Below are 23,270 nucleotides of genomic sequence, written 5' to 3' on the forward strand. Positions count from 1 at the left end.
GGCACTGAACCGGATCGCCGACGCCCTTCCGGCGGCCGCCAAGGCCGCCGCGGCGGTCGCGTAGGTCCTACTTGGCGGCCGGCTTCTGGTAGCGGACGCGCTGGTCGCGAGCCTGCTCGGCCAGCTTCTGGAGGTAGGAGGAGGAGGTCTGCTGCTGCTTGCTCGCCTTGTTGTTTCTCATGCATATATTTTCTCCTGCTACACGGTGAAGGACAAGCGAGACTTTCTACGCTAAACCCTTTAGACTGGCTTACATGTTGGACTTGAACCGTCTCAAGGCCCTGCACGCCGTCCACATCTACGGATCGGTGGGCGCGGCGGCCGACGCGCTCATGGTCACGCCGTCCGCCGTGTCGCAGCAGATCGCCAAGCTGGAGCGCGAGACCGGCGCCCGGCTCGTCGAGCGCAACGGGCGCGGCGTGCGGCTCACCGACGCCGCCGGGCTGCTCGCCGAGCACGCCGAGCGGATCCTCGCCCTGGTGGAGACGGCCGAGGCGGACTTCGAGGCGCTGCGTGGCGAGGTCGTGGGCCGCCTGAACATGGCGGCCTTCCCCACCGCCATCCGCGGGCTGATGCCGCTCACGCTCACCGCGCTCAGGCAGCGCCACCCCGACCTGCTGATCAACCTGTACGAGCGCGAGCCCGAGCGCATCGTGCGCGACGTGGCCAGGGGCGAGCTCGACATGGGCGTCATCCAGGACTGGATGAACCGGCCGATGGCCCTGCCCGAAGGGCTGTCCAGGTCCACGCTGCTCGACGACATCGCCGACGTCATCCTGCCCGCCGGGCACCCCCTGGCCGATCGCAAGGAGATCGAGCTGGCGGAGCTGTGCGGCGAGCGGTGGATCAGCTCCTCGCCGGCCACCGTGTGCCACGACTGGCTGGTCTTCACCCTGCGCAGCGCCGACCTGGAGCCTGAGATCTCCTGCATGGCCGACGAGTACCCGACCCAGATGACGCTGGTCGCCGCCGGGCTGGGCTGCGCGATCATCCCCAGGCTCGGGCGTGAGCTGGTGCCCCCAGGGGTGGCCGTGGTGCCGATCAGGCCCAGGCAGACGCGCCGCATCTACGTGATCTGGCGGACGGACGCGGCCAGGCGGCCGGCCATCAGGGCCGCGGTCGAGGCGCTCGCCGAGGCCAGCCGTACGCAGGAGAACGCCTGGGCGGTCAACTGAGCCCATCCCTCAACTGAGGGCGATCGCCACGATCCCGGTGAGGATCACGGCGGCGGCCAGCAGCCTGCGGCGCAGGTCGCCCTCGGCCAGCAGCCGCCCGCCCAGCGCCACCGCGATCAGCACGCTGACCTCGCGGGCCGGGGCGACCACGCTGACCGGCGCCATCGTGAACGCGTACAGCACCAGCAGGTACGACAGGAACACCAGCACGGCCGCCCCCAGCACCCGTGACCGGTGCTCACGCCAGACCGGCAGCACCAGCCGCCGTCTGCGCGGCCCGAGCGCGACCGGGGCCAGCGCCATCGCCCGGCCGACCTCGGCGACGTAGTTGAGCATGATCGGCGCCACCGCGTACGCGCTCACCACCTGGGAGTCCCACACCGTGTACGCCGCGATGAACACCCCCACGAGCAGCCCCGGCGCCACCGCCCTGAGATCGCGCACCCCGCCGATCAGGAACACCCCCACCCCGACCAGCGCGATCCCCGCGATCCCCAGCGGCCCTGGCCGCTCGCCCAGGAACAGCACCGCGACCAGGCTCGCCAGCATCGGCCCCGTCCCGCGCGCGACCGGGTAGACGACCGACAGGTCGCCCTTGCCGTAACCGCGCTGGAGCAGGACGAAGTACCCCAGATGGATGGCCGTGCTGCCGCCGATGGCGGCGAGGTCGGTCCACGACACGCCCGTGCCGCTGACCAGGAGATATCCGACGAACAGCGGGCTCCACAGCGCCGCGGACGCCGTCGCCGCGAGCCAGAGGAAGACGATGCCGTCGGCCTCGGAGGCCTTCTTGCTTAACAGGTTCCAGGACGCGTGGGAGAAGGCGGCGACGAAGACGAGCACCAGTGCCCAGGGACTCACTGGGGCGACTCCCTGGGTCGAACGGATAGGCTGTGGCACACCATGGCTGAAACCACCGTAGTTCACCTGATGCGCCACGGTGAGGTGCACAACCCCAAAGGCATCCTGTACGGCAGGCTGCCCGGCTACCACTTGTCGGCGACCGGCCAGTTGATGGCCGAGACCGTCGCGAAGGCGCTGGAGGGCCGCGACGTCGTCGCCCTCTGGAGCTCACCGCTCGAACGCGCCCAGGAGAGCGCCGCCCCGCTGGCGGCGCTCCTGGAGCTCGACGTGCGCACCGACGACCGGCTCATCGAGGCCGCCAACATGCTCCAGGGCCGTACGGTCGGCCGGGGCCTGTCGCTCTTTCGCGACCCGAAGAACTACCGCTACTTCTGGAACCCGCTGCGCCCCTCGTGGGGCGAGCCGTACCCGGTGATCGTCGGGCGCATGCGCTCGATCATCAACGAGGTCAGGGCGGAGGTGCGCGGTCACGAGGCCGTGCTGGTCAGTCACCAGCTGCCGATCTGGGCGATCAGGATGGCCGCCGAGGGGCGCAGACTGTGGCACGACCCGCGGCGACGGCAGTGCAACCTGGCCAGCCTGACCACGCTCACCTTCGACGGCGATCGGCTGGTCAGCGTCGGTTACAGCGAGCCGGCCGGGTCGCTGCAGACAGGCCCGAGCGTCCCGGGCGCCTGAAGCCGGGCGGCCCGAAGAGTTCGGGCATGCCGGACGAAGGCCCCAGGGTCCAGGGCGCCCTGCCCCGCCGGTAGAGTTGCAAGCTCTACCGGTTGTAGTACAAGGAGATCTTCCTCCGTGCGCGCCAAGTCCACCTCCCTGGTCCTGCTGGCCGTGCTGGTCGCGGGCTGCGCGGGCACCAGCCAGGCGAGCGGCCAGCAGCCCGGCGACACCCGCTTCGTCGCGGGCGACGGGAAGATGCAGCTGTTCGACGCCGCGAGCCGCAAGGCCGCGCCCGCCGTCGCCGGCGAGACCCTCGACGGCGCGAACGCCTCCCTGGCCGCGCACAAGGGCAAGGTCGTGGTGCTGAACTTCTGGGCGTCCTGGTGCGGGCCCTGCCGGGCCGAGGCGCCCGTGCTGAAGGAGGTCGCCGCGCAGACCAAGGGCGCGGTGCAGTTCATCGGCGTCGACTTCAAGGACCGCAAGGCCGACGCCCAGGCGTTCGAGCGCACCGAGCAGACCGGCTACCCGCACATCTTCGACCAGCCGGGCAAGGTCGCGCTGGCCTTCCAGGGCACCGTGCCGCCCGCCGCCATCCCGTCCACGCTGATCATCGACAAGCAGGGCCGGGTCGCCGCCCGGGCGCTGGGCGCGGTCAAGTACACCGACCTGATGAGCACGGTGACCAAGGTGCGCGATGAATGACGTCGTCGCCTCGGGCTCGCTGCTGCTGGCCGTGCCGATCGCGGTGCTGGCCGGGGTGGTGTCCTTCCTGTCGCCGTGCGTGCTGCCGCTGGTGCCGGGCTACCTGTCGTACGTGACGGGCATGAGCGCCGACCCCAGGCGGGGGCGGCTGGTGCTGGGCACGGCGCTGTTCGTGGCCGGGTTCGGGCTGGTGTTCGTGCTCGGCGGCGCGTTGTTCGGCGGGCTCGGGGCGCTGCTGCTGGGCAACGCGGAGATCATCACCCGGGTGCTCGGCGTGCTGACGATCCTGCTCGGGCTGGCCTTCCTGGGGCTGCTGCCCGGGCTGATGCGCGACGTGCGCATCCACAAGCTTCCCGCGGCGGGGCTGGCCGGGGCGCCGCTGCTGGGCGTGGTGTTCGGGCTGGGCTGGACGCCGTGCATCGGGCCCACGCTGGCCGTCGTGCTCACGCTCGGCCTGAACGAGGGCAGCGCCTCGCGCGGGGCGCTGCTGGCCGTGGCGTACGCGCTGGGGCTCGGCCTGCCCTTCGTCGGCGCGGCCCTGGCCTACAGCAAGGCCCTGCGGACGTTCCGCGCGGTCCGCCGCCACTCGCGGCTGATCACCAGGATCGGCGGCGGCATGATGGTGGCCGTCGGCATTCTGCTGGTGACCGGGCTGTGGGGAGAGATGATCGCGACCATGCAGGGCCTGATCGGCTCGTTCCGGCCGGTGATCTGATGACCGGCCTGACAGCCGTGGACGAGCTGGTGACCTCGTGACCGTGGACGAGCTGGAGAAGGAGCAGGCGCCCAAGCCCGCGGGCATGGGGGTCGTCGGCTGGCTGCGGTGGAGCTGGCGCACGCTCACCGCGATGAAGACGGCGCTGATCCTGCTGTTCCTGTTCGCGCTGGCGTCGGTGCCGGGCTCGCTGGTGCCGCAGCGAAGCGTCGACCCCGACCAGGTGGCGCGGCTCTTCCAGAACGATCCGGCGCTGGCCGAGTGGTACGACCGCTTCCAGCTCTTCGACGTCTTCACCTCCTCCTGGTTCGCGGCCATCTACCTGCTGCTGTTCACCTCGCTGATCGGCTGCGTGCTGCCGCGCACCGCCACGTACGTGCGCGAGCTGCGCCGCCGTCCGCCGGCCGCGCCGCGCAACCTGTCCCGTCTGCCCCACCACGCGGCCCTGGACGAGCCGCTGACGGTCGACGAGGCCGCCCGCAGGCTCCGCAAGCTCCGCTTCCGGGTCGAGGTCGGAGACGGCTGGGTGGCGGCCGAGAAGGGCTACCTGCGCGAGACGGGCAACCTGCTCTTCCACGCCTCGCTGCTCGGGCTGCTCGTCGCGGTCGGGATCGGCTCGCTGTACGGCTACCGCGGCAACGTGCTCGTGGTCGAGGGCGACGGGTTCGCCAACACCGTCGCCGCCTACGACCGGTTCATCCCGGGCAGCCAGGTGTCGGCCGAGTCGCTGGAGCCGTTCTCGTTCACGCTGAAGGACTTCCAGGCCAGCTACCAGGTGCAGGGCGAGCGGAGGGGGCAGGCGCTCGACTACGCGGCCCTGCTGAGCGTCCAGGACTCACCCGCCGCCGCGACGCGCGACTACACGCTCAAGGTGAACGAGCCGCTGGAGATCGACGGCACGCAGACCTACCTCATCGGCAACGGGTACGCGCCCGTCTTCAGGGTCACCGACGGCAAGGGACAGGTGGCCTTCGAGGGGCCCGTGCCGTGCCTGGTCGAGCAGAAGACCACCATGATGTCCGGCTGCGTGGTCAAGGCGCCCGACGCGCAGCCGTCGCAGCTGGGGTTCCTGCTGCGGTTCCTGCCCATGAGCAACGGCTCCGTCTCGCTCTTCCCCGGCGCGCTGAACCCGCAGGTGCAGCTCCTCGGGGCGTTCTCCGGCGACCTCGGGCTGCGCTCGGGGGAGCCGCGCTCGGTCTACGAGCTCGCGCCGCCCGAGCTGATGCGCAAGCTCACGCCGCTGATCATGGGCACCGGCCAGGCGCCGCTCTCACCCGGGCAGGCGGTCACGCTGCCGCAGGGGGCGGGCAAGCTGGAGTTCACCGGCGTCAAGGAGTGGATGACGCTCCAGGTCGCCTACGACCCCGGGCGGATGGCCGCCCTGGTCGCCGCGGCCACGGCCGTCGTCTCCATCGTGCTGTCGCTGCTGGTCCGCCGCCGCCGGGTGTGGGTGCGGGTCAAGGACGGCACGGCCGAGGCGGGCGGCCTGACCCGCACCGAAGGGTCCGCGGCGGGCTTCGCCGAGGAGTTCGCCGACATCGTCAAGGTCCTATCAGCAGGAGGCAAGGATGCCCGCTGAGCAGCAACTGGCCGAGGTGAGCGACCTCTTCGTCGTCGCCGCCGTCCTGCTCTACCTGTTCTCCATGATCGGGTTCGCGCTGGAGCTGGCCTTCGGGCACTCGCGCGCGGACGCGGTCGCGGCCAAACGGCCGGTGGCGGTCGGCGGAGGATCGTCCGACGCCTCGTCCGACGTCATGGAGCCCGCGTCTGTGGTGAAGGCCGTCGAGCCGCCGGGCTGGGCGCCCAAGGCCGGGTGGGCGGGCATGGTGCTCGGCTGGGTCGGCTGGGTCGCGAACCTGGGCGCCATCGTCACCCGCGGCCTGGCCGTGGACCGGTGGCCGTGGGGCAACATGTACGAGTTCGTGGTGGCCATCTGCTGCGCGGCGGTCGGCGCGTTCCTGGCGACGCAGCTCCGGCAGAACGTGCGGTACCTGGGCGCGTTCGTCATGGTGACGGCGACGCTGGGGCTCGGGTTCTCGGTCAAGGTCCTGTACACGGCCGCCGGGCCCGTCGTGCCGGCGCTGAACTCGTACTGGGTGGCCATCCACGTGACGGCGGCGATCCTGTCGAGCGGGCTGTTCATCCTGGCCGGGGTGACGGGCATCCTCTACCTGATCCGCGGCGGCGGGGTGTCGCGGCTGCCCGCGCGCGCCGACCTGGAGCGGGTGGCGCACCGGGCGATCGTGTTCGCCTTCCCGGTGTGGACGTTCGCGGTCATCGCGGGCGCGCTGTGGGCGGACAAGGCGTGGGGGCGGTACTGGGGGTGGGACCCCAAGGAGATCTGGGCGTTCATCACGTGGGTGGCTTATGCGGCTTATCTGCATGCGCGCGTGACGGCGGGGTGGCGCGGGCGGGCCGCCACGGTGGTGCAGCTGATCGCGTTCGGGTGCCTGCTGTTCAACCTGGTGGGCGTCAACATCTTCTTCTCAGGCCTGCACAGCTACGCCGACGTCAGCGGCTGACCCCTTCTGCTCCGGTACGGCGAGTTGTCTTTGCTTCTGTACGGCAGGCCGCACCCACCGCCACCCGCCGCACAGGGCTGAGGGCCTCCAGGAATACGGCCGCTGAGCCCGCACAGGGCCGGGCGCCGTTACGCGCGAATCCTTGGCCATGGCTTCCGTGTGGCGCCGGCCGTGGCTGCTTCCGTGTCACGTCGGCCATGGCTTCTGTCGCTTCGGCCGTGGCTGCTTCCTTGCTGGTTGAGGCCCTTCTGGGGGGTGCGGGGGCCTTTCAGTCGTCGCCTCTCATGCGCTTGTCGAGCTCTCTCAGGAACTCCGGGTCATCGTCCGGCCCCTTGGGGGCTGATGTGTGATGGGTGCCTGGTTGCGGGGGGACTGACCATGTCTCGCGATCCGGTTGGGGGCGGCCGCGGACCATCCACACCAAGCCGCCTACCACGGGGACTACAGCGACGACCAGAAGCCATACCGGTTTTGGTACGTTCCTGACCGCTTCCTCCGGGGTGGTGATGACGTCGAACAACGAGTAGAGCCAGAAGGCCAGCAGCGCCAGGCCGATAACGACACCTACCATGTCCGAACTGTAAGCCATTCGCGTCGTGATCGTGCTTTCCCGTTGTCCCATTTCGGGTGACTCAGGAGAGATCCACGTCGTACGGTGGACACGATTCAGCGGCGTCCGCCCGCTGGGACCGCCGGTCAGGGCGGTCGGTGGCCTTGCGCGGGCGCTCCACGGTGTTGAGGGGTGCGATGGCCTTTTCTAACGACAAGGGCCGCCATCGGCGGGGTCGTTGGTGGCGGCGCGGGTCGTACCTCTTCTCCCGGCGCGGTGAGGCGCCCCCTTACGCGGACCGCTCGTACTGGACGAACGACGTGCCCGACGGGCGTGCGGCACCCGACCGGCACATCCGGCGCATGGGCTCGGAGAAAGGGTCCCGTGAGTCCGCGACGTGGCGCGGCTGGCTCGGCGGCAGGGACGCCGTCAAGAGACGCGACGAGCCCGAGCGCGAGCCCCTGGGACGCTCGTGGCCGGGACGGGAGTCGGCCGGCCCGGAGTCGATCGGGCGTGCGGGGAGCTTCGCGCTGTTCGGCTGGGTGAGCCGGGAGCGGCGCCGGGCGGACAGGAACGGCCGCGAGGGCTGGTCCTGGCGGAAGCGGGAGCGCCGTGACCGCGAGCCGGAGGAGCCGCAGTGGTGGGATGCCGTCGTGCCCTCCGACCGGCCGCGGCGCGAGGCGGGCGAGCGCCTGCCGGCGGCCGTGATGGACCGCCCGCAGTACACCTGGCAGGACTTCGAGCTCGACGACATGACGCCCAGGGCGCAGCCGAACCGGCCCGACATGCCTCCGCTCGGCGACGGACTCCTCCATTGCGGGAAGCTGGAGGCCATCCTGCACCGCCAGTGGGACGCCCGCGAGGGTCCGCCCTCACCGGAGGTCGCCCGGGCCGTGGAGAGCCTCGCCAGGCTGCCCGAGCGGCTCAAGGAGCTGCTCGCCGACGGCCTCGAAGGCATCTACGTCGGCGCGGGCGGCGTGCCCGACCTGGACGACATGGGCTACCTGCGCGGCGCCCCGCTGCCCTCGGGCCGGGCCACGTGGGACATCTGCGCGGGCGCGTACGGCGACGGCAAGATCGTCGTCGGCGACCGCCCCTCGCCCACGCCCGACGTGATGATGCACGAGGTCGGCCACGCCATCGATGACTGCGACTCCGCCTACGGCGACTGGGTGTCGGACTCACCGGACTTCGCGGCGTTGTACGAGGAGATCACGCCGCTCCTGGTGTCCAGCTTCCACCGTCAGGGGAACGGGCTGGGGCGCAAGGAGTTCTTCGCCGACGCGTTCGCCGCGATCGCCTCGCGCCAGCGGCCGGCACTCGTCGACATGCTGGGCGGCGACACCCGGACGGCGCTCAACGTCATGCTGTTCTTCAACCGGCGCTACGGAATATAGGTGATCGGCCATGTACGTCATCCGGCTCGCTGACGGGACCCTGCGGGTGCCGCAGAGCCTGGTCAGCGAAGACGGGCGTCTCATCGGCAACGCCTACGTGGACCTCGCGCCGGGCGATCCCGACTACGACAGGTGGCTGGAGGAGTCGGTGAGCGAGGAGGAGGCGGCCGAGCGCAGGGAACGGTGGCTCGTCGAGAACGACGAGCTGGAGCAGGAGTTCCTGGCCTTCAAGGCGGAGCAGGAGGACGCCGCGGAAGGCCGGTGAGGTTCGCAGGGGGCAGGATCTGTCAGAGGTCAGACATCGGCGAGGGGGAGGGAGGGGGAGAGGCTGTCAGAGGTCAGATGATGTGACACCGAGTAACAGGCGGGGAGAGCTGGGGCTCGGGTCGAACCGGTTGTGGTGGGCTCGGGTCGTCGGGTCGTCGGGGCGCGGAAGCCATGGTCAAGGATTCGCGCGTAACGGCGCCCGGCCCTGTGCGGGCTCAGCGGCCGTCTTCCTGGAGGCCCTCAGCCCTGGTCGGCGGGTGGCGGTGGGTGCGGCTTGCCGTACGGGGGACAAAGGTGCGGTGTACGGGGCGCGCAGGGGGGAGACGGCGATCCTGCGAGCAGGATCACCGCCTAATGGAACGTCAAACTCGCGGGGACTCGGGCCTGTCGGCCGTGAGAACGTCCTCGCCTCGAAGAAGGGCGTGCACTTCCGACTCGCGGAAGCGCCGGTGCCCTCCGGGGGTGCGGATACTGCTGATGCGGCCTGCCGCAGCCCAGCGCGTAACCGTCTTTGGGTCTACCCGGAAGAGGGCGGCAACCTCTCCTGGGGTCAGCAGACGCTCGCTGCTACTCTCCACCAATCTCTCCCCCTCGCATCCCGCTTCCTGCCAGCGGGCGGACAGGTAACCAGTGTGTCGAGCGAAGCCTGATTTATCCGTGGTTTTCGACAAAGATCACGGGTTGTTATCAGCTGACTGCCCGATTGTTATATGATAGAGCCTCTTTGGGGCTCTCGTGGGTGTTTCTTTACGAAACATCCTAACTGGGAACACTAGCAGTGCTCGCGTCTGATGCGAAGAGCGACCGAAGCACAGGGGCGAGTAACCTCGAACCTGTGCATCCCGTACTCGTATACACCGCGTCGCGGATCGGCCTGTTTGCCGTGACGCTGGGTGTCCTCTACCTGCTGGGCCTGCAAAATCCGTTCTGGCTGATCATCGTGTCTTTCTTGATCAGCGGCTTTGCCAGCTACGTCCTGCTGTCGAAGCAGCGTGACGCGGTGAGCACACGCATCAGCGACAAGGTCGACCGGCCCAGGCCGGACAGCGACTAGGGCAGGGGGAACATGCCAATCCGGGCATGGTACTCCCGTCCGAGTCGAGTTGTGTCACTACCAACGAGTAGTCCGTCGCCGTGCGCCAGAAATGCCTTGACGCCGATCCCGCGCTCTCGCCCGGGATTCCAACTCAGCGCCATTCCGGTGCGTGGATGAATGGCGGCGATGCCCTCGCGCGGCACCGCTCCCCGGCCGGCGGAGTCGTGGCCCAGCGGATTGTTCTGCCACCGCTGGTGTCCGCCGACATAGACGGCCGCGCCGGTCGCCGCCACGGCGTACAGCGAGTCGCCGCCCGTCTTGTTGATCCAACTCGGCTTGATCCGCTGTCCGCTGCTGAACGTCTCGAACCTGGCCACGCTGTCGCACAGGTTCTTCCCGCGTACGGGGCCGCCTGTGGTGACGACCACGAAATAAGTGCCGTCGGGGGAGAAATCCAGACCGCGTACGTATGAGCGGAACTCGGCCATGCACTTGGACGCGTACCCCTCGGTCCGCCAGTCGGCCACCTTGGCGCCTCCGCCGCGCACGTCCACCAGGCCGAGCTGGGGCCGCGACAGCCCGTTGAGCGTGGTGAAGGTGCCGTCCACCGCCAGCCGGTCCGCCGTCAGGGCCAGCGCGTGCACCTTCACCTTCGGCGTCAGCGGCGCGCCCGGCGTGATCGCGAACTTCGGGTCGGCCGCGCCGCTCGTGGCGTCGAGCCTGGCCAGGGCCAGGCGGGGCCGGGTGAAGTCGCCGCCCGCGTAGAGCTGCGAGCCGCGCCTGGCCAGCGTGGTCACCATCCCGCCGGCCACGCGGGGCGAGAAGTCGCGTACGGGTGAGCCGTCGAACAGGCTGAGCCTGGCCAGCGACCTGGCCCTCGTCCCGCTGATCGCGGAGAAGTCGCCGCCCACGTACACGGTGCCGCCGTCGCCCGGCGCGAGGCTGTGGACGGGGCCCTCCACCCGCGGCGTGAAGTAGCGCAGGATGCGCCCCGTCAGCAGGTCGAAGGCGAACAGGTTGGCCCGGGTGTAGGTGTGTTTCCGCGACGCGTCCGCCACTTCGCTGAACGAGCCGCCGACGACGACCGTCCTGCCCACCAGCGTGATGGAGTTGACGATGCCGTCGAGCACGTGCGGGGTGTAGCCGACGGGGTCGGCGGAGACGACGCGCGAGTGCGCGGAGGGGGCCGTGGCGATGATCGCCGCAAGGGCGGCACGGGCAAGCATTCGCCAATTTCTAGCAGACCCTCGGTAACCTCGTCGCTACTTTCCGTCGATTGTCAGGATTCACCCGGCGGTTCCCGGGGCCGGGAGGCGCCGAGCCTGCCTGCGATCCGTGCCTAATAGGCTTGGGCGCATGACGCGTGCTCAACTGGACAAGCAGCCGGACGAGGTCGCCGCGATGTTCGATCGCACGGCCCGGCGCTACGACCTGGTCAACGACGTGATCTCCCTGGGGCAGGTTCGGCTCTGGCGCAAGGCCGTCGCCGCCGCCGTCGACGCCGGCCCCGGTGAGCTGGTCCTCGACCTGGGCGCCGGCACCGGCACGTCCACCGACGCGTTCACCACGCTCGGCGCCCGCGCGATCGCCTCCGACTTCTCCCTCGGCATGCTGCGTACAGGGGTAGCCCGCCACGGCGGCAACGCGCTCACCGGGGCGGGCGTGCCGTTCATCGCCGGTGACGCCCTGCGTCTCCCCTTCGCCGACGACGTGTTCGACGCGGTGACGATCTCGGTCGCGCTGCGCAACGTCCACGACACCGGTCAGGCGCTGCGTGAGATGCTCCGCGTGACCAGACCGGGCGGGCGGCTGGTCATCCTGGAGTTCTCCCACGTGACCGTCGGCGCCTTCGACCTGGTCTACCGCGAATACCTGATGAAGCTGCTGCCCCAGGTGGCCAAGTTCTTCGGCTCCAACGACGACTCCTACGCCTACCTCGCCGAGTCGATCAGGGACTGGCCCGACCAGCCGACGCTCGCGCGTACCATCCAGGAGGCCGGCTGGCAGAGGGTGGCCTGGCGCAACCTGAGCCTGGGCATCGTCGCCCTGCACCGCGGCTTCAAGCCCGCATGAGCTCAATCGTGAGCAGGTGCGCCCAACGGTAGTGGGGAAAGACACTCACCTCCTTCGCGAAGCAGGCGACCTTCATCTCCGGCACGTAGTCCTCGAACAACTCCACGCTCATCCCGGACCTGCACCAGATGAGCAGCACCGTCCCGCGCGTGACGGAAGCGGTCTGAAGGACGAGCGGCAGTCGCCCTTTCGGCGTCCTGAGCGACGTCCGCAGGCACAACCCCTGGAACCGGTGCCGCGTGACGAGCCTCCCGAGCGGCGCCGCCGCCAAGCGCCTCACCGGCGCTATCCCCCCGCAGACCAGCCCCAGTGCCGTGGCCAGCAGGAAGACCGACAGCGGCCCCAGCCACCCGACGAGCGGTACGACGGCGAACGGCGCGGCGAAGGCCCCCGCGATCTCCACCCGCCACCGCCACACCATCCCGATCATGGCGATGAGATCGTTCGCTTTCGGGATGCGCGGATGATTGCGCGGGAACCCGTCCCCCGAGACGAGCCTCTCCGGTGGTGCCGTCGCCTCCTTCCTCGGAAGATCGAACCGGGGATCGCGGTAACGCCGGCCGCCCCATCCCCGCTTGACGATCTCCCATCCCTGCCGCCGGGCGAACCCGTCTGGCCCCTGCCAGAACTTCCTGCCCGCCTCTGCGGCCAAATCCGCCCACTTCCTACCCTTGCGTTGTGGGCCTTTGCGAGTAGCGTCGGTCATGTCCGCGGCTCCGATTTCCCGTCTGAGGGCAGAGTCGGGTGCTACGCGGGACCCTGGGCGGATGGGTGCGACCATCCGCCCATTTCCCGCGGAAAATCCCCTCCAGTTGATGCCTCCCTTTCCGCCCGTTCCGGCAGTGTGCGGGCTACCCTCAGGGTGTGCCTGCGCAAGGCCCCGTGCAATTCCCGCAGGGATGAGTGCTGGGACTCCTTCCGGGACGCAAGAGGGGCGTCCCGGAGAGGATTACTCACACGCTAAACGGGCATACCAGTTAAATTATGCGGAAGGGGAATGAGTGATCACCGGTGTGAGCCCGACGCTCCGCCGTCGCAAGCTCGCAGCCGAGTTGCGCCGGCTCCGCGAGGAGTCAGGGATGAACGGCGTGCAGGTGGCCAAGGCTCTACGCTGGTCGACCTCAAAAATTTCACGCCTTGAAACAGGGCAGGTAGCACCGACTGTCAAAGACGTAGAGAAACTGCTCAAACAATACGACGTCGAAGCTGAACTGAGCGAAATTCTGATCTCGCTTGCCGCGGAAGGCGGCGCCAAGGGGTGGTGGGAGTCCTACTCCGACGTCCTGAACGAAACAGTGATCGAGCTGATCGGGTTGGAGGCCGGCGCCACACGGGTAAGGGCTTGGCACGCGACCGTGCTGCCGGGGCTGCTCCAGACGCGCGACTACGCCACTCAGGTAGGGCTGCTCTACCGGTCGCTGGAACTGGTCTCACCGAGCAAGATCGACCGCAGGACGCGAGTGCGCCTGCGGCGCCAGCGGTTGCTGGAGTCCGAGACGCCGTTGAGGCTGTCCGTGGTGCTGGACGAGGCCGTTCTGCGACGCAGGTTCGGCGACAGCGATGATCGGATGATGCGCGAGCAGTTGTGTCATCTGGTGGAAGTGAGCAAGCTGCCGAACGTCTCGATTCGGGTGCTCCGCCTCGACCAACCTCATCCCACCGACATCACGAATTTCTTGCTCCTCAGTTTTCCGTCCATGCCGGTTCTGGGGCCGATCTCGAACGATGTCGTGTACTACGAGAATGTGCCGTTGTTCAACCTGGTAGAGGACGATGAAACGGTCTACCAGTATTCTCTGGTCTTTGACCTGCTGGTGAAGGCCGCCCTTGACGAGGACGCTTCCAAGGACTTCATGACTGCTCTGGCCGACGTGTAGCCCCTTCCCATTCAAGGGAATGAATAGAGTAAATCCCCTGAAGCGAGGAGCGCCATGATCAGGTGGCGTAAGAGCAGTCAGAGTGTTGGGGCAGGAGAATGTGTCGAGGTGGCCCGCCTCAGCGATGACCAGATCGGGGTCCGTCAATCGCGCACGCCGGACGTGGCGCCGATGATCTTCACACGTCAGGAGTGGGCGGCCTTCCTGCTCGGCGTGCACGCCCTCGAGTTTGAGCTGGCGGCCCTGGATGCCGAGCAGAGCTCAGACGTCTGACCATCGCCTGAGGACGCAGCGGCGCGCGTCGTCGCGCCGTTGCGAAGATTGCGCCACATGTCCTTGCCGAAAGTTCGCTTCTTGTTCATTGGCTTTGCGATAACCTCCGTCACATGCTCGGCGACCCGCGACGTCGCTGGTAGGAGCGCGTGTTTACATCGTTGTATGATCGCAATGCGTCGGTGATCCAGCTGTGGTCGCCGAACGTGTTGACTTCGCGCAACCCAAGTAAGCGCTTGTTCTTTCGTGCCGCCAGGAGGGCAACATCCGATGCTAGAGATCCCGAATTCATCGGATGTATGGCGGAAGAGTTCTTTCAGCCAGGGAGCCGGCGAGTGCGTTGAGTTCATGCGCGACGTTGCTGGCGGCGTGCTCATCAGAGACTCCAAGAATCCCGCCGGTCCCGTCCTCTCCTTCACCGTCGGTGAGTGGCGCGCTTTCGTCGCGGGTGTGCGCAACCAGGAGTTCGAGGTCTGATCACGTCCCGACAGTCGCTTCAAGACCCCTCGCGATCCGCGAGGGGTCTTGTTTGCTGCCGGAAGCAGCCCCCGGCTGACACTTTGTTCAGAAAAAGCGTTAGACTGCGGGCCGACAAGTTTGTGAAGGGGTTCACAAAGGAACGAAGGCGCCACACCCCGAGGCCTTCGAGCGTGTAGGACAGGACAGTCCAGTGACCGTGCCAGCAGCCAACCAGGCTGACGCCGACGTTATCGTGGTCGGCGCCGGTCCCGCCGGTTCCGCGACCGCCTTCTACCTTGCCCGCTCCGGGCTCGATGTGCTGCTTCTGGAGAAGACCAGGTTCCCCCGGGAGAAGGTCTGCGGCGACGGGCTCACGCCGCGGGCGGTCAAGCAGTTGCTCAACATGGGTGTCGACATCGACGCGCCCGGCTGGGTCAGGAACAAGGGCCTGCGCGTGGTGGGCGGGGGGCTCAGGTTCGAGCTCGACTGGCCCCAGCTGGAGAGGTTCCCCGACTTCGGGCTGGTGCGGACCCGTAAGGACTTCGACCAGATCGTCGCCGCGAACGCCGTCAAGGGCGGGGTGCGGTTGATGGAGGGGGTCAACGTCACCGGGCCGGTGATCGACGACCGCAGCGGGCACGTCCAGGGGGTCACCACCAAGGACGGCCGGACGTACAGGTCCAAGCTGGTGGTGGCGGCCGACGGCAACAGCACGCGGCTGGCGCTCGGGATGGGGCTGCACAAGCGCGAGGACCGTCCGATGGGCGTGGCGGTGCGGACGTACTTCGAGAGCCCGCGCCACGACGACGACTACCTGGAGACCTGGCTGGAGCTGTGGGACGGCGACACGCTGCTGCCCGGCTACGGATGGGTGTTCGGGGTGGGGGACGGCACCGCCAACGTGGGGCTGGGGCTGCTCAACACGAGTGACCAGTTCAAGCACATCGACTATCGCGACCTGCTCAAGCGGTGGTGCAGGGCGATGCCGGCGGAGTGGGGGTTCACCGAGGAGAACATGGTGGGGCCGATCCGCGGCGCCGCGCTCCCGATGGCCTTCAACCGGCAGCCTCACTACACCCGCGGCCTGGTTCTGGTCGGTGACTCGGGCGGCGCGATCAACCCGTTCAACGGCGAGGGCATCGCCTATGCCATGGAGACCGGGGAGATCGCGGCCGAGGTCATCGTCAAGGCGCTGCGGAGCAGCACCCCCGCGGACAGAGAACGCATCCTGCGCACATATCCTCAGGTGTTGAAGGACGCCTACGGCGGTTACTTCACGCTGGGCAGGTGGTTCGTCCAGGCGATCGGAAAGCCGGGAGTGATGAGCTTCGGAACGAGGCACGGGTTGCCACACCCGAGGCTGATGCGCTTCGCGCTCAAACTCCTTGGTAATCTCACCGACCGGCGAGGCGATGTGTCAGACAAGATCATCAACGCCCTTTCGAAGGTCGCCCCACCAGCATGAACCTCAGAACGATCAGATCAGGCTGCGCGCCCGCGCGCGTGGCGACTCAAGAGGAGGCGTAGCGATGGACCTTTACGTGCCCATCCTGGTGCTCGCCGTTCTCGCGGGGGGCTTCGCGATCTTCTCGGTCGCCATCGCTCCCTTCACCGGTCCCAAGCGCTGGAACCGCGCCAAGCTTGACGCCTACGAATGCGGCATCGAGCCGACGCCCCAGCCGGTCGGTGGCGGACGGTTCCCGCTGAAATACATGATCACCGCGATGCTCTTCATCGTGTTCGACATCGAGATCATCTTCCTTTACCCCTGGGCTGTCTCCTTCGCGCCGCTGAAGAACGACGCGGGCAGCGTGCTCTCCTCGGGCCTCGGGGTGTTCGCGCTTGTCGAGATGCTGCTGTTCATCGTCACCGTGCTCGTCGCGTACGCGTACGTGTGGCGTCGCAAGGGTCTGGACTGGGACTGAAAATGGGACTTGAAGAGAAACTCCCCAGCGGGTTCATCCTCAGCACGGTCGAAGCGGCCGCGGGATGGGCGCGAAAGAACTCCGTGTGGCCCGCCACGTTCGGCCTCGCGTGTTGCGCCATCGAGCTGATGGCCACCGGTGGCCCCCACTACGACCTGGCGCGCTTCGGTATGGAGCGCGCTTCGGCGTCTCCCCGGCAGGCCGACCTGATGATCGTGGCCGGGCGGGTCTCCCAGAAGATGGCCCCCGTCCTGCGGCAGATCTACGACCAGATGGCCGAGCCCAAGTGGGTCATCTCGATGGGCGTGTGCGCCTCCAGCGGCGGCATGTTCAACAACTACGCCATCGTGCAGGGCGTGGACCACGTCGTCCCCGTCGACATCTACCTGCCGGGCTGCCCGCCGCGGCCGGAGATGCTGATCGACGCGATCGTGAAGCTGCACGACAAGATCCAGAACATGAAGTTCGGCGCCCACCGCGCCAAGCAGATCGAGGAGCTCGAGCAGCAGGCGCTGCGCGCGCTGCCGCTGATCGACCAGGGGGCAGGCAAGTGACTTCGCCCGACAACCTGCCCGAGGTCCCGGACGCGGGCGTCCCGCCGGTTCCGCCGGCCCCGCCCGAGCAGCCCATCGCCAGGCGCGGCATGTTCGGGACGAACGACTCCGGCGACACCTCCGGATACGGCGGCCTCGTCGTACGCCGCGCGCCCCAGCTGTCGACGCCCCGCCCGTACGGCGGCTACTTCGACGAACTGGTGGACATCCTGGCGCTCGACGACGCCATCGAGCGGGTCGTCGTCGACCGGGGCGAGCTGACCCTGCACGTCAAGCGGGAGCGGCTCGTCGAGGTCTGCCAGAAGCTGCGCGACGACCCCGCGCTGCGCTTCGAGCTGTCGCTGGGCGTGTCGGGCGTGCACTACCCGCACCTGGCGGGCGAGGAGCTGCACGCGGTGATCCACCTGTGCTCGATCACCCACAACCGGCGCGTACGCGTCGAGGCCAGCGCCCCCGACGCCGACCCGCACATCCCTTCGACGGTCGGCGTCTACCCGGGCCACGACTGGCACGAGCGCGAGGCGTACGACTTCTTCGGCATCATCTTCGACGGCCACCCGGCGCTGACCCGCATCATGATGCCGGACGACTGGGACGGCCACCCGCAGCGCAAGGACTACCCGCTCGGCGGCATCCCGGTCGAGTACCGCGGAGCCACCGTTCCGGCGCCCGACGAGAGGAGGTCCTACTCATGAGCACGAGCTACGACGAGGCGACCGAGGGCAAGGTCTACTCGGTCAACGGCGCGGACTGGGACCAGGTCGTCAGCAACGTCCGCGACTCCGACGACGAGCGCCTGGTCATCAACATGGGCCCGCAGCACCCGTCCACCCACGGCGTGCTCCGGCTGGTGCTGACCCTCGACGGTGAGACGGTGACCGAGGCGCGCGGCGTCATCGGCTACCTGCACACCGGGATCGAGAAGAACATGGAGTACCGGACGTGGACCCAGGGGACCACGTTCGTCACCCGCATGGACTACCTCTCGCCGATCTTCAACGAGGCGGCCTACTGCATGAGCGTGGAGAAGCTCCTCGGCATCGAGGACCGCATTCCCGCCCGGGCCCAGGCCATCCGCGTGATGATGATGGAGCTCAACCGGATCTCCTCGCACCTGGTGGCGATGGGCACGTTCGGGATGGAGCTGGGCGCGACCACGCCGTTCCTGTTCGGCTACCGTGACCGCGAGCTGGTCATGGACCTGTTCGAGTACATCACCGGCCTGCGCATGAACCACGCGTACGTGCGCCCCGGCGGCGTCAGCGTGGACCTGCCCGCGGGCGCGGTGGACAAGGTCGGCGAGTTCCTCAAGGAGATGCCCAAGCGGATCAAGGACATCCGCAAGCTCCTCGACGAGAACCCCGTCTACGTGCGCCGCACCAAGGACGTCGGCTACCTCGACCTGACCGGCTGCATGGCGCTGGGCGTCACCGGGCCGATCCTGCGGGCCGCCGGCCTGCCGTGGGACCTGCGCAAGTCGCAGCCCTACTGCGGGTACGAGACCTACGACTTCGAGGTGGCGACCGAGCGCGGCTGTGACGTGTTCTCCCGCTACCTGGTGCGCATGCGCGAGATGGAGGAGTCGCTCAAGATCGTCGAGCAGGCCCTCGACCGCATCGCCGGCCCGCTCAAGGGCGACCCGGTGATGATCGAGGACAAGAAGATCGGCTGGCCGGCGCAGCTCGCGCTCGGCCCCGACGGCTTCGGCAACTCGCCCGACCACATCGCGCACATCATGGGCAGCTCCATGGAGGCCCTCATCCACCACTTCAAGCTGGTGACCGAGGGGTTCCGGGTGCCCGCGGGCCAGGCGTACGCGCCCATCGAGTCGCCCAAGGGCGAGCTGGGCGCCCACGTCGTCAGCGACGGCGGCACCCGCCCCTACCGCGTCCACTTCCGCGAGCCCTCGTTCACGAACCTGCAGAGCTTCCCCGCCATGGCGGAGGGCGGCCAGGTCGCGGACGTGATCGCCGCGGTGGCATCTATCGACCCCGTCATGGGAGGTGTGGACAGGTGAGCGAGCTTGTCGAGCACACAATCAGACACAGCACCGAAGTCATGAACACGCCGGAGGCGTGGTCATGACTTACTCGCCGGAGGTCCGGGAGCGTCTCGAACGAGATGCCAAGGAGATCATCGGGCGCTACCCGAAGACGCGGTCGGCGCTCCTGCCGCTCCTCCACCTCGTGCAGTCAGAAGACGGGTACGTCTCCGATGACGGCCAGGAGCTCTGCGCTGAGCTGCTGGGCATCACCAAGGCCGAGGTCACGGGCGTCGCGACCTTCTACACGATGTACCGGCGCAAGCCCGCCGGCGACTACCACGTCGGCGTCTGCATCAACGCGCTGTGCGCCGTCATGGGCGGCGACGAGATCTGGGAGGAGCTCTCGGAGCACACCGGCGTCGGCCACGACGAGGTGACCTCCGACGGCAAGGTCTCGCTGGAGCGCATCGAGTGCAACGCGGCCTGCGACTTCGCCCCGGTCATGATGGTCAACTGGGAGTTCTTCGACAACCAGACGCCCGCCTCGGCCAAGCAGCTCGTGGACGACCTGCGCGACGGCAAGGACGTGCGGCCGACCCGGGGACCCAAGCGCCTGTGCAGCTTCAAGGAGGCCTCGCGTGTGCTCGCGGGCCTGCCCGACGACCTGGCGGGCGACGGCCCCTCGGCGGCGGGCCCCTCGCTGGAGGGCCTCAAGGTCGCCAAGGCCAACGGATGGAAGGCCCCAGAGGCATGAGCACCACACTGACCCCGGTCCTGACCGCGAAGTGGGACCAGCCCAACTCCTTCACCCTCGACGGCTACGGCGAGTACGAGGCGGCCAAGAAGGCGCTGGGCATGGACCCCGACGCGGTCATCCAGGCCGTCAAGGACTCGGGCCTGCGCGGCCGCGGCGGCGCCGGCTTCCCGACCGGGATGAAGTGGGGCTTCATCCCGCAGGGCGACGGCAAGCCGCACTACCTCGTCGTCAACGCCGACGAGTCGGAGCCGGGCACCTGCAAGGACATCCCGCTCATGATGGCCAACCCGCACGCGCTGGTCGAGGGCGTCATCATCACGGCGTTCGCGATCCGGGCCAACCACGCCTTCATCTACGTGCGGGGCGAGGTGCTGCACGTCATCCGGCGGCTGCACGCGGCCGTGCGGGAGGCGTACGAGAAGGGCTACCTGGGCGCCGACATCTTCGGCTCCGGCTACGGCCTCGAACTCGTCGTGCACAGCGGCGCGGGCGCGTACATCTGCGGTGAGGAGACGGCGCTGCTCGACTCGCTCGAAGGCTTCAGGGGTCAACCGCGACTCAAGCCCCCGTTCCCGGCCGTGGCGGGCCTGTACGCCTCGCCGACTGTGGTGAACAACGTGGAATCGGTGGCGAGTGTTCCCTCGATCATCGCCAACGGGGCCGACTGGTTCGCCGGGATGGGCACCGAGAAGTCCAAGGGCTTCGGCATCTTCTCGCTCAGCGGCCACGTCACCAGGCCCGGCCAGTACGAGGCCCCGCTCGGCATCACGCTGCGCGAGCTGCTCGACATGGCCGGCGGGGTCCGCGCGGGGCATCAGATCAAGTTCTGGACCCCGGGCGGCTCGTCCACGCCGATCTTCACCGACGAGCACCTCGACGTGCCCCTCGACTTCGAGGCGGTCGGAGCGAAGGGCTCCATGCTGGGCACCCGCGCGCTGCAGATCTTCGACGAGACGACCTGCGTGGTCCGTACGGTGCTGCGCTGGACGGAGTTCTACGCCCACGAGTCGTGCGGCAAGTGCACCCCCTGCCGGGAGGGCACCTACTGGCTCAAGCAGGTGCTCAAGCGCCTGGAGAAGGGCCAGGGCACCGAGGAGGACCTGTCCACGATCACCGACATCGCGGACAACATCCTGGGCCGCTCGTTCTGCGCGCTGGGTGACGGCGCGACGAGCCCGATCCACTCCTCGGTGAAGTACTTCCGCGACGAATACCTCAAGCACTTCGAGATCGGCGGCTGTCCGTTCGACCCGAAGAAGTCCACTCTCTGGGGTGAGCAGTGACTGTCGTAGAAACCGAGACGAACCTGGTGACCCTGTCGATCGACGGGTTCCAGGTCAGTGTCCCCAAGGGCACTCTGATCATCAGGGCAGCCGAGCTGCTGGGCATCCAGATCCCCCGGTTCTGCGACCACCCGCTGCTCGACCCGGCGGCCAACTGCCGCCAGTGCCTGGTCGACATCCCCGACGCGGGCAACGGCCGCGGCTTCCCCAAGCCGCAGCCGTCCTGCGCGATCGAGGTCGCCGAGGGCATGGTCGTGCAGACGCAGCTCACCTCGCCGGTCGCCGAGAAGGCGCAGCGCGGGGCCATGGAACTGCTGCTGATGAACCACCCGCTCGACTGCCCGGTCTGCGACAAGGGCGGCGAGTGCCCCCTGCAGAACCAGGCGATGTCCAACGGGCAGGGCGAGTCCAGGTTCCAGGAGCAGAAGCGGACGTTCCCCAAGCCGCTGCCGCTGTCCACGCAGGTGCTGCTGGACCGCGAGCGCTGCGTCCAGTGCGCCCGCTGCATCCGCTTCTCCGACCAGATCGCCGGCGACCCGCTCATCGAGTTCTTCGAGCGCGGCGCCAAGGAGCAGGTGCGCACCGCCGACGGCGAGCCGTTCAACTCCTACTTCTCCGGCAACACGGTGCAGATCTGCCCGGTCGGCGCGCTGACCGGCGCCGCCTACCGGTTCCGCGCCAGGCCGTTCGACCTGGTCTCCACACCGAGCGCGTGCGAGCACTGCGCCTCCGGGTGCAGCCTGCGCACCGACCACCGGCGCGGCCGGGTCACCCGCCGCCTGGCGGGCAACGACCCGCTGGTGAACGAGGAGTGGAACTGCGACAAGGGCCGCTGGGCCTTCGCCTACGCCACGCAGCCCGACCGGCTCAAGCAGCCGCTGGTGCGCAACGAGGACGGCGTGCTCGTGCCGGCCTCGTGGCCGGAGGCGCTGGAGGTCGCGGCCCGCGGCCTGGCCGCCGCCCGCGGCAAGGCCGGGGTGCTGGTCGGCGGCCGGGTGACGGTCGAGGACGCGTACGCGTACGCGAAGTTCGCCAGGCTCGCCCTGAACACCAACGACATCGACTTCCGCGCCAGGCCGCACTCCGCCGAGGAGGCGCAGTTCCTGGCCCACGCGGTGGCCGGCAAGGGCATCGAGGTCTCCTTCACCGACCTGGAGAACGCCCCGGCCGTGCTGCTCGTCGGGTTCGAGCCCGAGGAGGAGTCGCCGAGCGTCTTCCTGCGCCTGCGCAAGGCGTGGATGAAGAAGCGGCTCCAGGTCACCGCGATCGCCCCGTTCGCCACCAAGGGGCTGGCCAAGATGGGCGGCACGCTCATCCGCACCGCGCCGGGCGGCGAGGCCGACGCGATCGGCGAGCTGGTCGGCACGCTGGCGGAGGGCACGATCGTGCTGGCCGGCGAGCGGCTGGCCACCGTCCCCGGCGCCCTGTCCGCCCTGCTGCGGCTCGTGGCCGCCTCCGGCGCCAGGCTCGCCTGGATCCCGCGCCGGGCCGGTGAGCGCGGCGCGATCGAGGCGGGCGCGCTGCCGAACCTGCTGCCCATCGGCCGCCCCGTCGCCGACGAGGTCGCCAGGGCCGAGGTCGCCAGGGCGTGGAACGTCGCCTCGCTGCCCGACACGCCCGGCCGCGACACCACCGGCATGCTCGGCGCCGCCCTCGACGGGCAGCTCGACGCGCTGGTCGTGGCCGGGGTCGACCCCTACGACCTGGACGACCCGGCCGCCACGCTGACCGCGCTGGAGAACACGCCGTTCATCGTCAGCCTGGAGATCCGCGCCAGCGCGGTCACCGACCGGGCCGACGTGGTCCTGCCGGTCGCCGCCGTGCAGGAGAAGAGCGGCACGTTCGTCAACTGGGAAGGCAGGGGCCGCTCCTTCGAGGCCCCGCTCAAGGTGCCGGGCCTGCGCAGCGACCTGGCCGTGATCGGCCACCTGGCCGACCGGATGGACGTCCACCTGGGTCTGCCCGACGCCACGGCCGCCCGGCGCGAGCTGAGCGCCATCGGCGCCTGGCGCGGCACCCGCATCTCCGCCCCCAACACCGCCACCCGCTCGCAGTCCGCGCCGCGGGCCGGCGAGGCGCTGCTGGCCAGCTGGCACCAGCTCCTGGACGACGGCCGCCTTCAGGACGGCGAGCCCTACCTGGCGGGCACCGCCCGCGAGGCCGTCGCCCTGGTCTCGGCGGCCACGGCGGCCGACGT

26 protein-coding genes are annotated in these 23,270 nt (G+C 69.0%); 21 read left to right on the forward strand and 5 right to left on the reverse strand.

From position 1 onward, the window contains the following. Window positions 1–254: 254 nt before the first annotated feature. Window positions 255–1,175 (forward strand): LysR family transcriptional regulator, encoded by a 921-nt coding sequence (locus KME77_RS28270; protein ID WP_219472064.1) that lies wholly within the window; start codon window positions 255–257, stop codon window positions 1,173–1,175. 9 nt (window positions 1,176–1,184) lie between these two features. On the opposite strand, the gene KME77_RS28275 is transcribed toward KME77_RS28270, so the two are convergent. After that, window positions 1,185–2,036, reverse strand: coding sequence for a DMT family transporter (locus KME77_RS28275; RefSeq protein WP_219472066.1), 852 nt, complete (start codon window positions 2,034–2,036; stop codon window positions 1,185–1,187). A gap of 42 nt (window positions 2,037–2,078) precedes the next feature. Here KME77_RS28275 and KME77_RS28280 point away from each other — a divergent pair, with 42 nt between their 5' ends. From KME77_RS28280 to ccsB, 5 genes are all read left to right on the forward strand, one after another. After that, window positions 2,079–2,717: a histidine phosphatase family protein gene (locus KME77_RS28280; RefSeq protein ID WP_219472068.1), complete on the forward strand. Its 639-nt coding sequence runs from the start codon at window positions 2,079–2,081 to the stop codon at window positions 2,715–2,717. Between the two features lie 117 nt (window positions 2,718–2,834). Further along, complete coding sequence (locus KME77_RS28285) at window positions 2,835–3,401, forward strand: TlpA family protein disulfide reductase (protein ID WP_219472070.1); 567 nt, start codon at window positions 2,835–2,837, stop codon at window positions 3,399–3,401. Further along, window positions 3,394–4,116 (forward strand): cytochrome c biogenesis CcdA family protein, encoded by a 723-nt coding sequence (locus tag KME77_RS28290; protein WP_219472071.1) that lies wholly within the window; start codon window positions 3,394–3,396, stop codon window positions 4,114–4,116. Before KME77_RS28285 ends, KME77_RS28290 begins: the two co-directional genes overlap by 8 nt. 37 nt (window positions 4,117–4,153) lie before the next feature. Further along, on the forward strand, window positions 4,154–5,695 hold the full coding sequence (gene resB, locus KME77_RS28295) for a cytochrome c biogenesis protein ResB (RefSeq protein ID WP_308250948.1): 1,542 nt from the start codon (window positions 4,154–4,156) through the stop codon (window positions 5,693–5,695). Continuing rightward, window positions 5,685–6,638 carry a c-type cytochrome biogenesis protein CcsB gene (gene ccsB, locus KME77_RS28300; RefSeq protein WP_219472073.1) on the forward strand — a complete coding sequence of 318 codons (954 nt, stop codon included), beginning with the start codon at window positions 5,685–5,687 and terminating at the stop codon, window positions 6,636–6,638. The genes resB and ccsB overlap by 11 nt, the downstream gene beginning before the upstream one ends. Window positions 6,639–6,906: 268 nt before the next feature. Here the strand turns inward: ccsB and KME77_RS28305 are convergent, their stop codons facing one another. Then, window positions 6,907–7,209 (reverse strand): PLDc N-terminal domain-containing protein, encoded by a 303-nt coding sequence (locus tag KME77_RS28305; RefSeq protein WP_219472076.1) that lies wholly within the window; start codon window positions 7,207–7,209, stop codon window positions 6,907–6,909. A 176-nt stretch (window positions 7,210–7,385) separates the two neighbouring features. Here KME77_RS28305 and KME77_RS29645 point away from each other — a divergent pair, with 176 nt between their 5' ends. Beyond that, a complete protein-coding gene (locus tag KME77_RS29645; protein ID WP_246610889.1) occupies window positions 7,386–8,585 on the forward strand; it encodes a hypothetical protein in 1,200 nt (399 codons plus the stop codon). A gap of 10 nt (window positions 8,586–8,595) precedes the next feature. Further along, on the forward strand, window positions 8,596–8,850 hold the full coding sequence (locus KME77_RS28315; RefSeq protein ID WP_219472078.1) for a hypothetical protein: 255 nt from the start codon (window positions 8,596–8,598) through the stop codon (window positions 8,848–8,850). A gap of 364 nt (window positions 8,851–9,214) precedes the next feature. Here the strand turns inward: KME77_RS28315 and KME77_RS28320 are convergent, their stop codons facing one another. Next, the gene (locus KME77_RS28320) at window positions 9,215–9,430 is read right to left on the reverse strand and encodes a BldC family transcriptional regulator (RefSeq protein WP_219472079.1); all 216 of its coding nucleotides are present in this window, start codon (window positions 9,428–9,430) and stop codon (window positions 9,215–9,217) included. A gap of 257 nt (window positions 9,431–9,687) precedes the next feature. Here KME77_RS28320 and KME77_RS30135 point away from each other — a divergent pair, with 257 nt between their 5' ends. After that, complete coding sequence (locus tag KME77_RS30135; protein ID WP_219472083.1) at window positions 9,688–9,906, forward strand: DUF4229 domain-containing protein; 219 nt, start codon at window positions 9,688–9,690, stop codon at window positions 9,904–9,906. Here KME77_RS30135 and KME77_RS28330 read toward each other — a convergent pair. Then, window positions 9,903–11,114: a hypothetical protein gene (locus KME77_RS28330; protein WP_219472085.1), complete on the reverse strand. Its 1,212-nt coding sequence runs from the start codon at window positions 11,112–11,114 to the stop codon at window positions 9,903–9,905. The two genes, KME77_RS30135 and KME77_RS28330, sit on opposite strands and share 4 nt — an antisense overlap. 130 nt (window positions 11,115–11,244) lie before the next feature. Between KME77_RS28330 and KME77_RS28335 the strand changes: the two genes are divergently transcribed. Then, window positions 11,245–11,961, forward strand: coding sequence for a demethylmenaquinone methyltransferase (locus tag KME77_RS28335; protein WP_219472087.1), 717 nt, complete (start codon window positions 11,245–11,247; stop codon window positions 11,959–11,961). On the opposite strand, the gene KME77_RS28340 is transcribed toward KME77_RS28335, so the two are convergent. Then, window positions 11,948–12,613 (reverse strand): hypothetical protein, encoded by a 666-nt coding sequence (locus KME77_RS28340; protein ID WP_219472091.1) that lies wholly within the window; start codon window positions 12,611–12,613, stop codon window positions 11,948–11,950. The genes KME77_RS28335 and KME77_RS28340 overlap by 14 nt on opposite strands. 349 nt (window positions 12,614–12,962) lie before the next feature. Between KME77_RS28340 and KME77_RS28345 the strand changes: the two genes are divergently transcribed. From KME77_RS28345 to KME77_RS28395, 11 genes are all read left to right on the forward strand, one after another. Further along, window positions 12,963–13,838, forward strand: coding sequence for a helix-turn-helix domain-containing protein (locus KME77_RS28345; protein WP_219472093.1), 876 nt, complete (start codon window positions 12,963–12,965; stop codon window positions 13,836–13,838). A 54-nt stretch (window positions 13,839–13,892) separates the two neighbouring features. Continuing rightward, on the forward strand, window positions 13,893–14,111 hold the full coding sequence (locus KME77_RS28350; RefSeq protein ID WP_219472096.1) for a DUF397 domain-containing protein: 219 nt from the start codon (window positions 13,893–13,895) through the stop codon (window positions 14,109–14,111). 270 nt (window positions 14,112–14,381) lie between these two features. After that, window positions 14,382–14,588, forward strand: a complete 207-nt coding sequence (locus KME77_RS30140; protein ID WP_219472099.1) for a DUF397 domain-containing protein — start codon at window positions 14,382–14,384, stop codon at window positions 14,586–14,588. A 193-nt stretch (window positions 14,589–14,781) separates the two neighbouring features. Beyond that, the gene (locus KME77_RS28360; RefSeq protein WP_219472103.1) at window positions 14,782–16,035 is read left to right on the forward strand and encodes a geranylgeranyl reductase family protein; all 1,254 of its coding nucleotides are present in this window, start codon (window positions 14,782–14,784) and stop codon (window positions 16,033–16,035) included. 64 nt (window positions 16,036–16,099) lie between these two features. After that, window positions 16,100–16,495: an NADH-quinone oxidoreductase subunit A gene (locus KME77_RS28365; RefSeq protein WP_214640645.1), complete on the forward strand. Its 396-nt coding sequence runs from the start codon at window positions 16,100–16,102 to the stop codon at window positions 16,493–16,495. Between the two features lie 2 nt (window positions 16,496–16,497). Beyond that, window positions 16,498–17,049 carry a NuoB/complex I 20 kDa subunit family protein gene (locus KME77_RS28370; protein ID WP_219472106.1) on the forward strand — a complete coding sequence of 184 codons (552 nt, stop codon included), beginning with the start codon at window positions 16,498–16,500 and terminating at the stop codon, window positions 17,047–17,049. Next, window positions 17,046–17,744 (forward strand): NADH-quinone oxidoreductase subunit C, encoded by a 699-nt coding sequence (locus KME77_RS28375; RefSeq protein WP_219472109.1) that lies wholly within the window; start codon window positions 17,046–17,048, stop codon window positions 17,742–17,744. The genes KME77_RS28370 and KME77_RS28375 overlap by 4 nt, the downstream gene beginning before the upstream one ends. Further along, window positions 17,741–19,066, forward strand: a complete 1,326-nt coding sequence (locus KME77_RS28380; RefSeq protein WP_219472111.1) for an NADH-quinone oxidoreductase subunit D — start codon at window positions 17,741–17,743, stop codon at window positions 19,064–19,066. The genes KME77_RS28375 and KME77_RS28380 overlap by 4 nt, the downstream gene beginning before the upstream one ends. Further along, a complete protein-coding gene (gene nuoE / locus KME77_RS28385) occupies window positions 19,053–19,787 on the forward strand; it encodes an NADH-quinone oxidoreductase subunit NuoE (RefSeq protein WP_308250949.1) in 735 nt (244 codons plus the stop codon). The genes KME77_RS28380 and nuoE overlap by 14 nt, the downstream gene beginning before the upstream one ends. Next, window positions 19,784–21,073, forward strand: coding sequence for an NADH-quinone oxidoreductase subunit NuoF (gene nuoF, locus KME77_RS28390; RefSeq protein ID WP_219472114.1), 1,290 nt, complete (start codon window positions 19,784–19,786; stop codon window positions 21,071–21,073). The genes nuoE and nuoF overlap by 4 nt, the downstream gene beginning before the upstream one ends. Beyond that, window positions 21,070–23,270, forward strand: a 2,201-nt coding sequence (locus KME77_RS28395) for an NADH-quinone oxidoreductase subunit G (RefSeq protein ID WP_219472116.1), incomplete at its 3' end; no start/stop codon positions are given. The genes nuoF and KME77_RS28395, both read left to right, overlap by 4 nt.

The sequence above is a fragment of the Nonomuraea rhizosphaerae genome (assembly GCF_019396405.1).
In the GTDB taxonomy this organism is placed as follows: Bacteria; Actinomycetota; Actinomycetes; order Streptosporangiales; family Streptosporangiaceae; genus Nonomuraea; species Nonomuraea rhizosphaerae.

Excerpts from the sequence above, each read along its gene's own strand:
- KME77_RS28315 (WP_219472078.1), top strand. The coding sequence starts at position 8,596 with ATGTACGTCATCCGGCTCGCTGACGGGACCCTGCGGGTGCCGCAGAGC.
- KME77_RS30140 (WP_219472099.1), top strand. The coding sequence starts at position 14,382 with ATGCTAGAGATCCCGAATTCATCGGATGTATGGCGGAAGAGTTCTTTC.
- KME77_RS28380 (WP_219472111.1), top strand. The coding sequence starts at position 17,741 with ATGAGCACGAGCTACGACGAGGCGACCGAGGGCAAGGTCTACTCGGTC.
- KME77_RS29645 (WP_246610889.1), top strand. The coding sequence starts at position 7,386 with ATGGCCTTTTCTAACGACAAGGGCCGCCATCGGCGGGGTCGTTGGTGG.
- KME77_RS28335 (WP_219472087.1), top strand. The coding sequence starts at position 11,245 with ATGACGCGTGCTCAACTGGACAAGCAGCCGGACGAGGTCGCCGCGATG.
- ccsB (WP_219472073.1), top strand. The coding sequence starts at position 5,685 with ATGCCCGCTGAGCAGCAACTGGCCGAGGTGAGCGACCTCTTCGTCGTC.
- KME77_RS28305 (WP_219472076.1), bottom strand. The coding sequence starts at position 7,209 with ATGGTAGGTGTCGTTATCGGCCTGGCGCTGCTGGCCTTCTGGCTCTAC.
- KME77_RS28270 (WP_219472064.1), top strand. The coding sequence starts at position 255 with ATGTTGGACTTGAACCGTCTCAAGGCCCTGCACGCCGTCCACATCTAC.
- KME77_RS28290 (WP_219472071.1), top strand. The coding sequence starts at position 3,394 with ATGAATGACGTCGTCGCCTCGGGCTCGCTGCTGCTGGCCGTGCCGATC.
- KME77_RS28350 (WP_219472096.1), top strand. The coding sequence starts at position 13,893 with ATGATCAGGTGGCGTAAGAGCAGTCAGAGTGTTGGGGCAGGAGAATGT.
- KME77_RS28365 (WP_214640645.1), top strand. The coding sequence starts at position 16,100 with ATGGACCTTTACGTGCCCATCCTGGTGCTCGCCGTTCTCGCGGGGGGC.
- nuoF (WP_219472114.1), top strand. The coding sequence starts at position 19,784 with ATGAGCACCACACTGACCCCGGTCCTGACCGCGAAGTGGGACCAGCCC.
- KME77_RS28370 (WP_219472106.1), top strand. The coding sequence starts at position 16,498 with ATGGGACTTGAAGAGAAACTCCCCAGCGGGTTCATCCTCAGCACGGTC.
- KME77_RS28330 (WP_219472085.1), bottom strand. The coding sequence starts at position 11,114 with ATGCTTGCCCGTGCCGCCCTTGCGGCGATCATCGCCACGGCCCCCTCC.
- KME77_RS28280 (WP_219472068.1), top strand. The coding sequence starts at position 2,079 with ATGGCTGAAACCACCGTAGTTCACCTGATGCGCCACGGTGAGGTGCAC.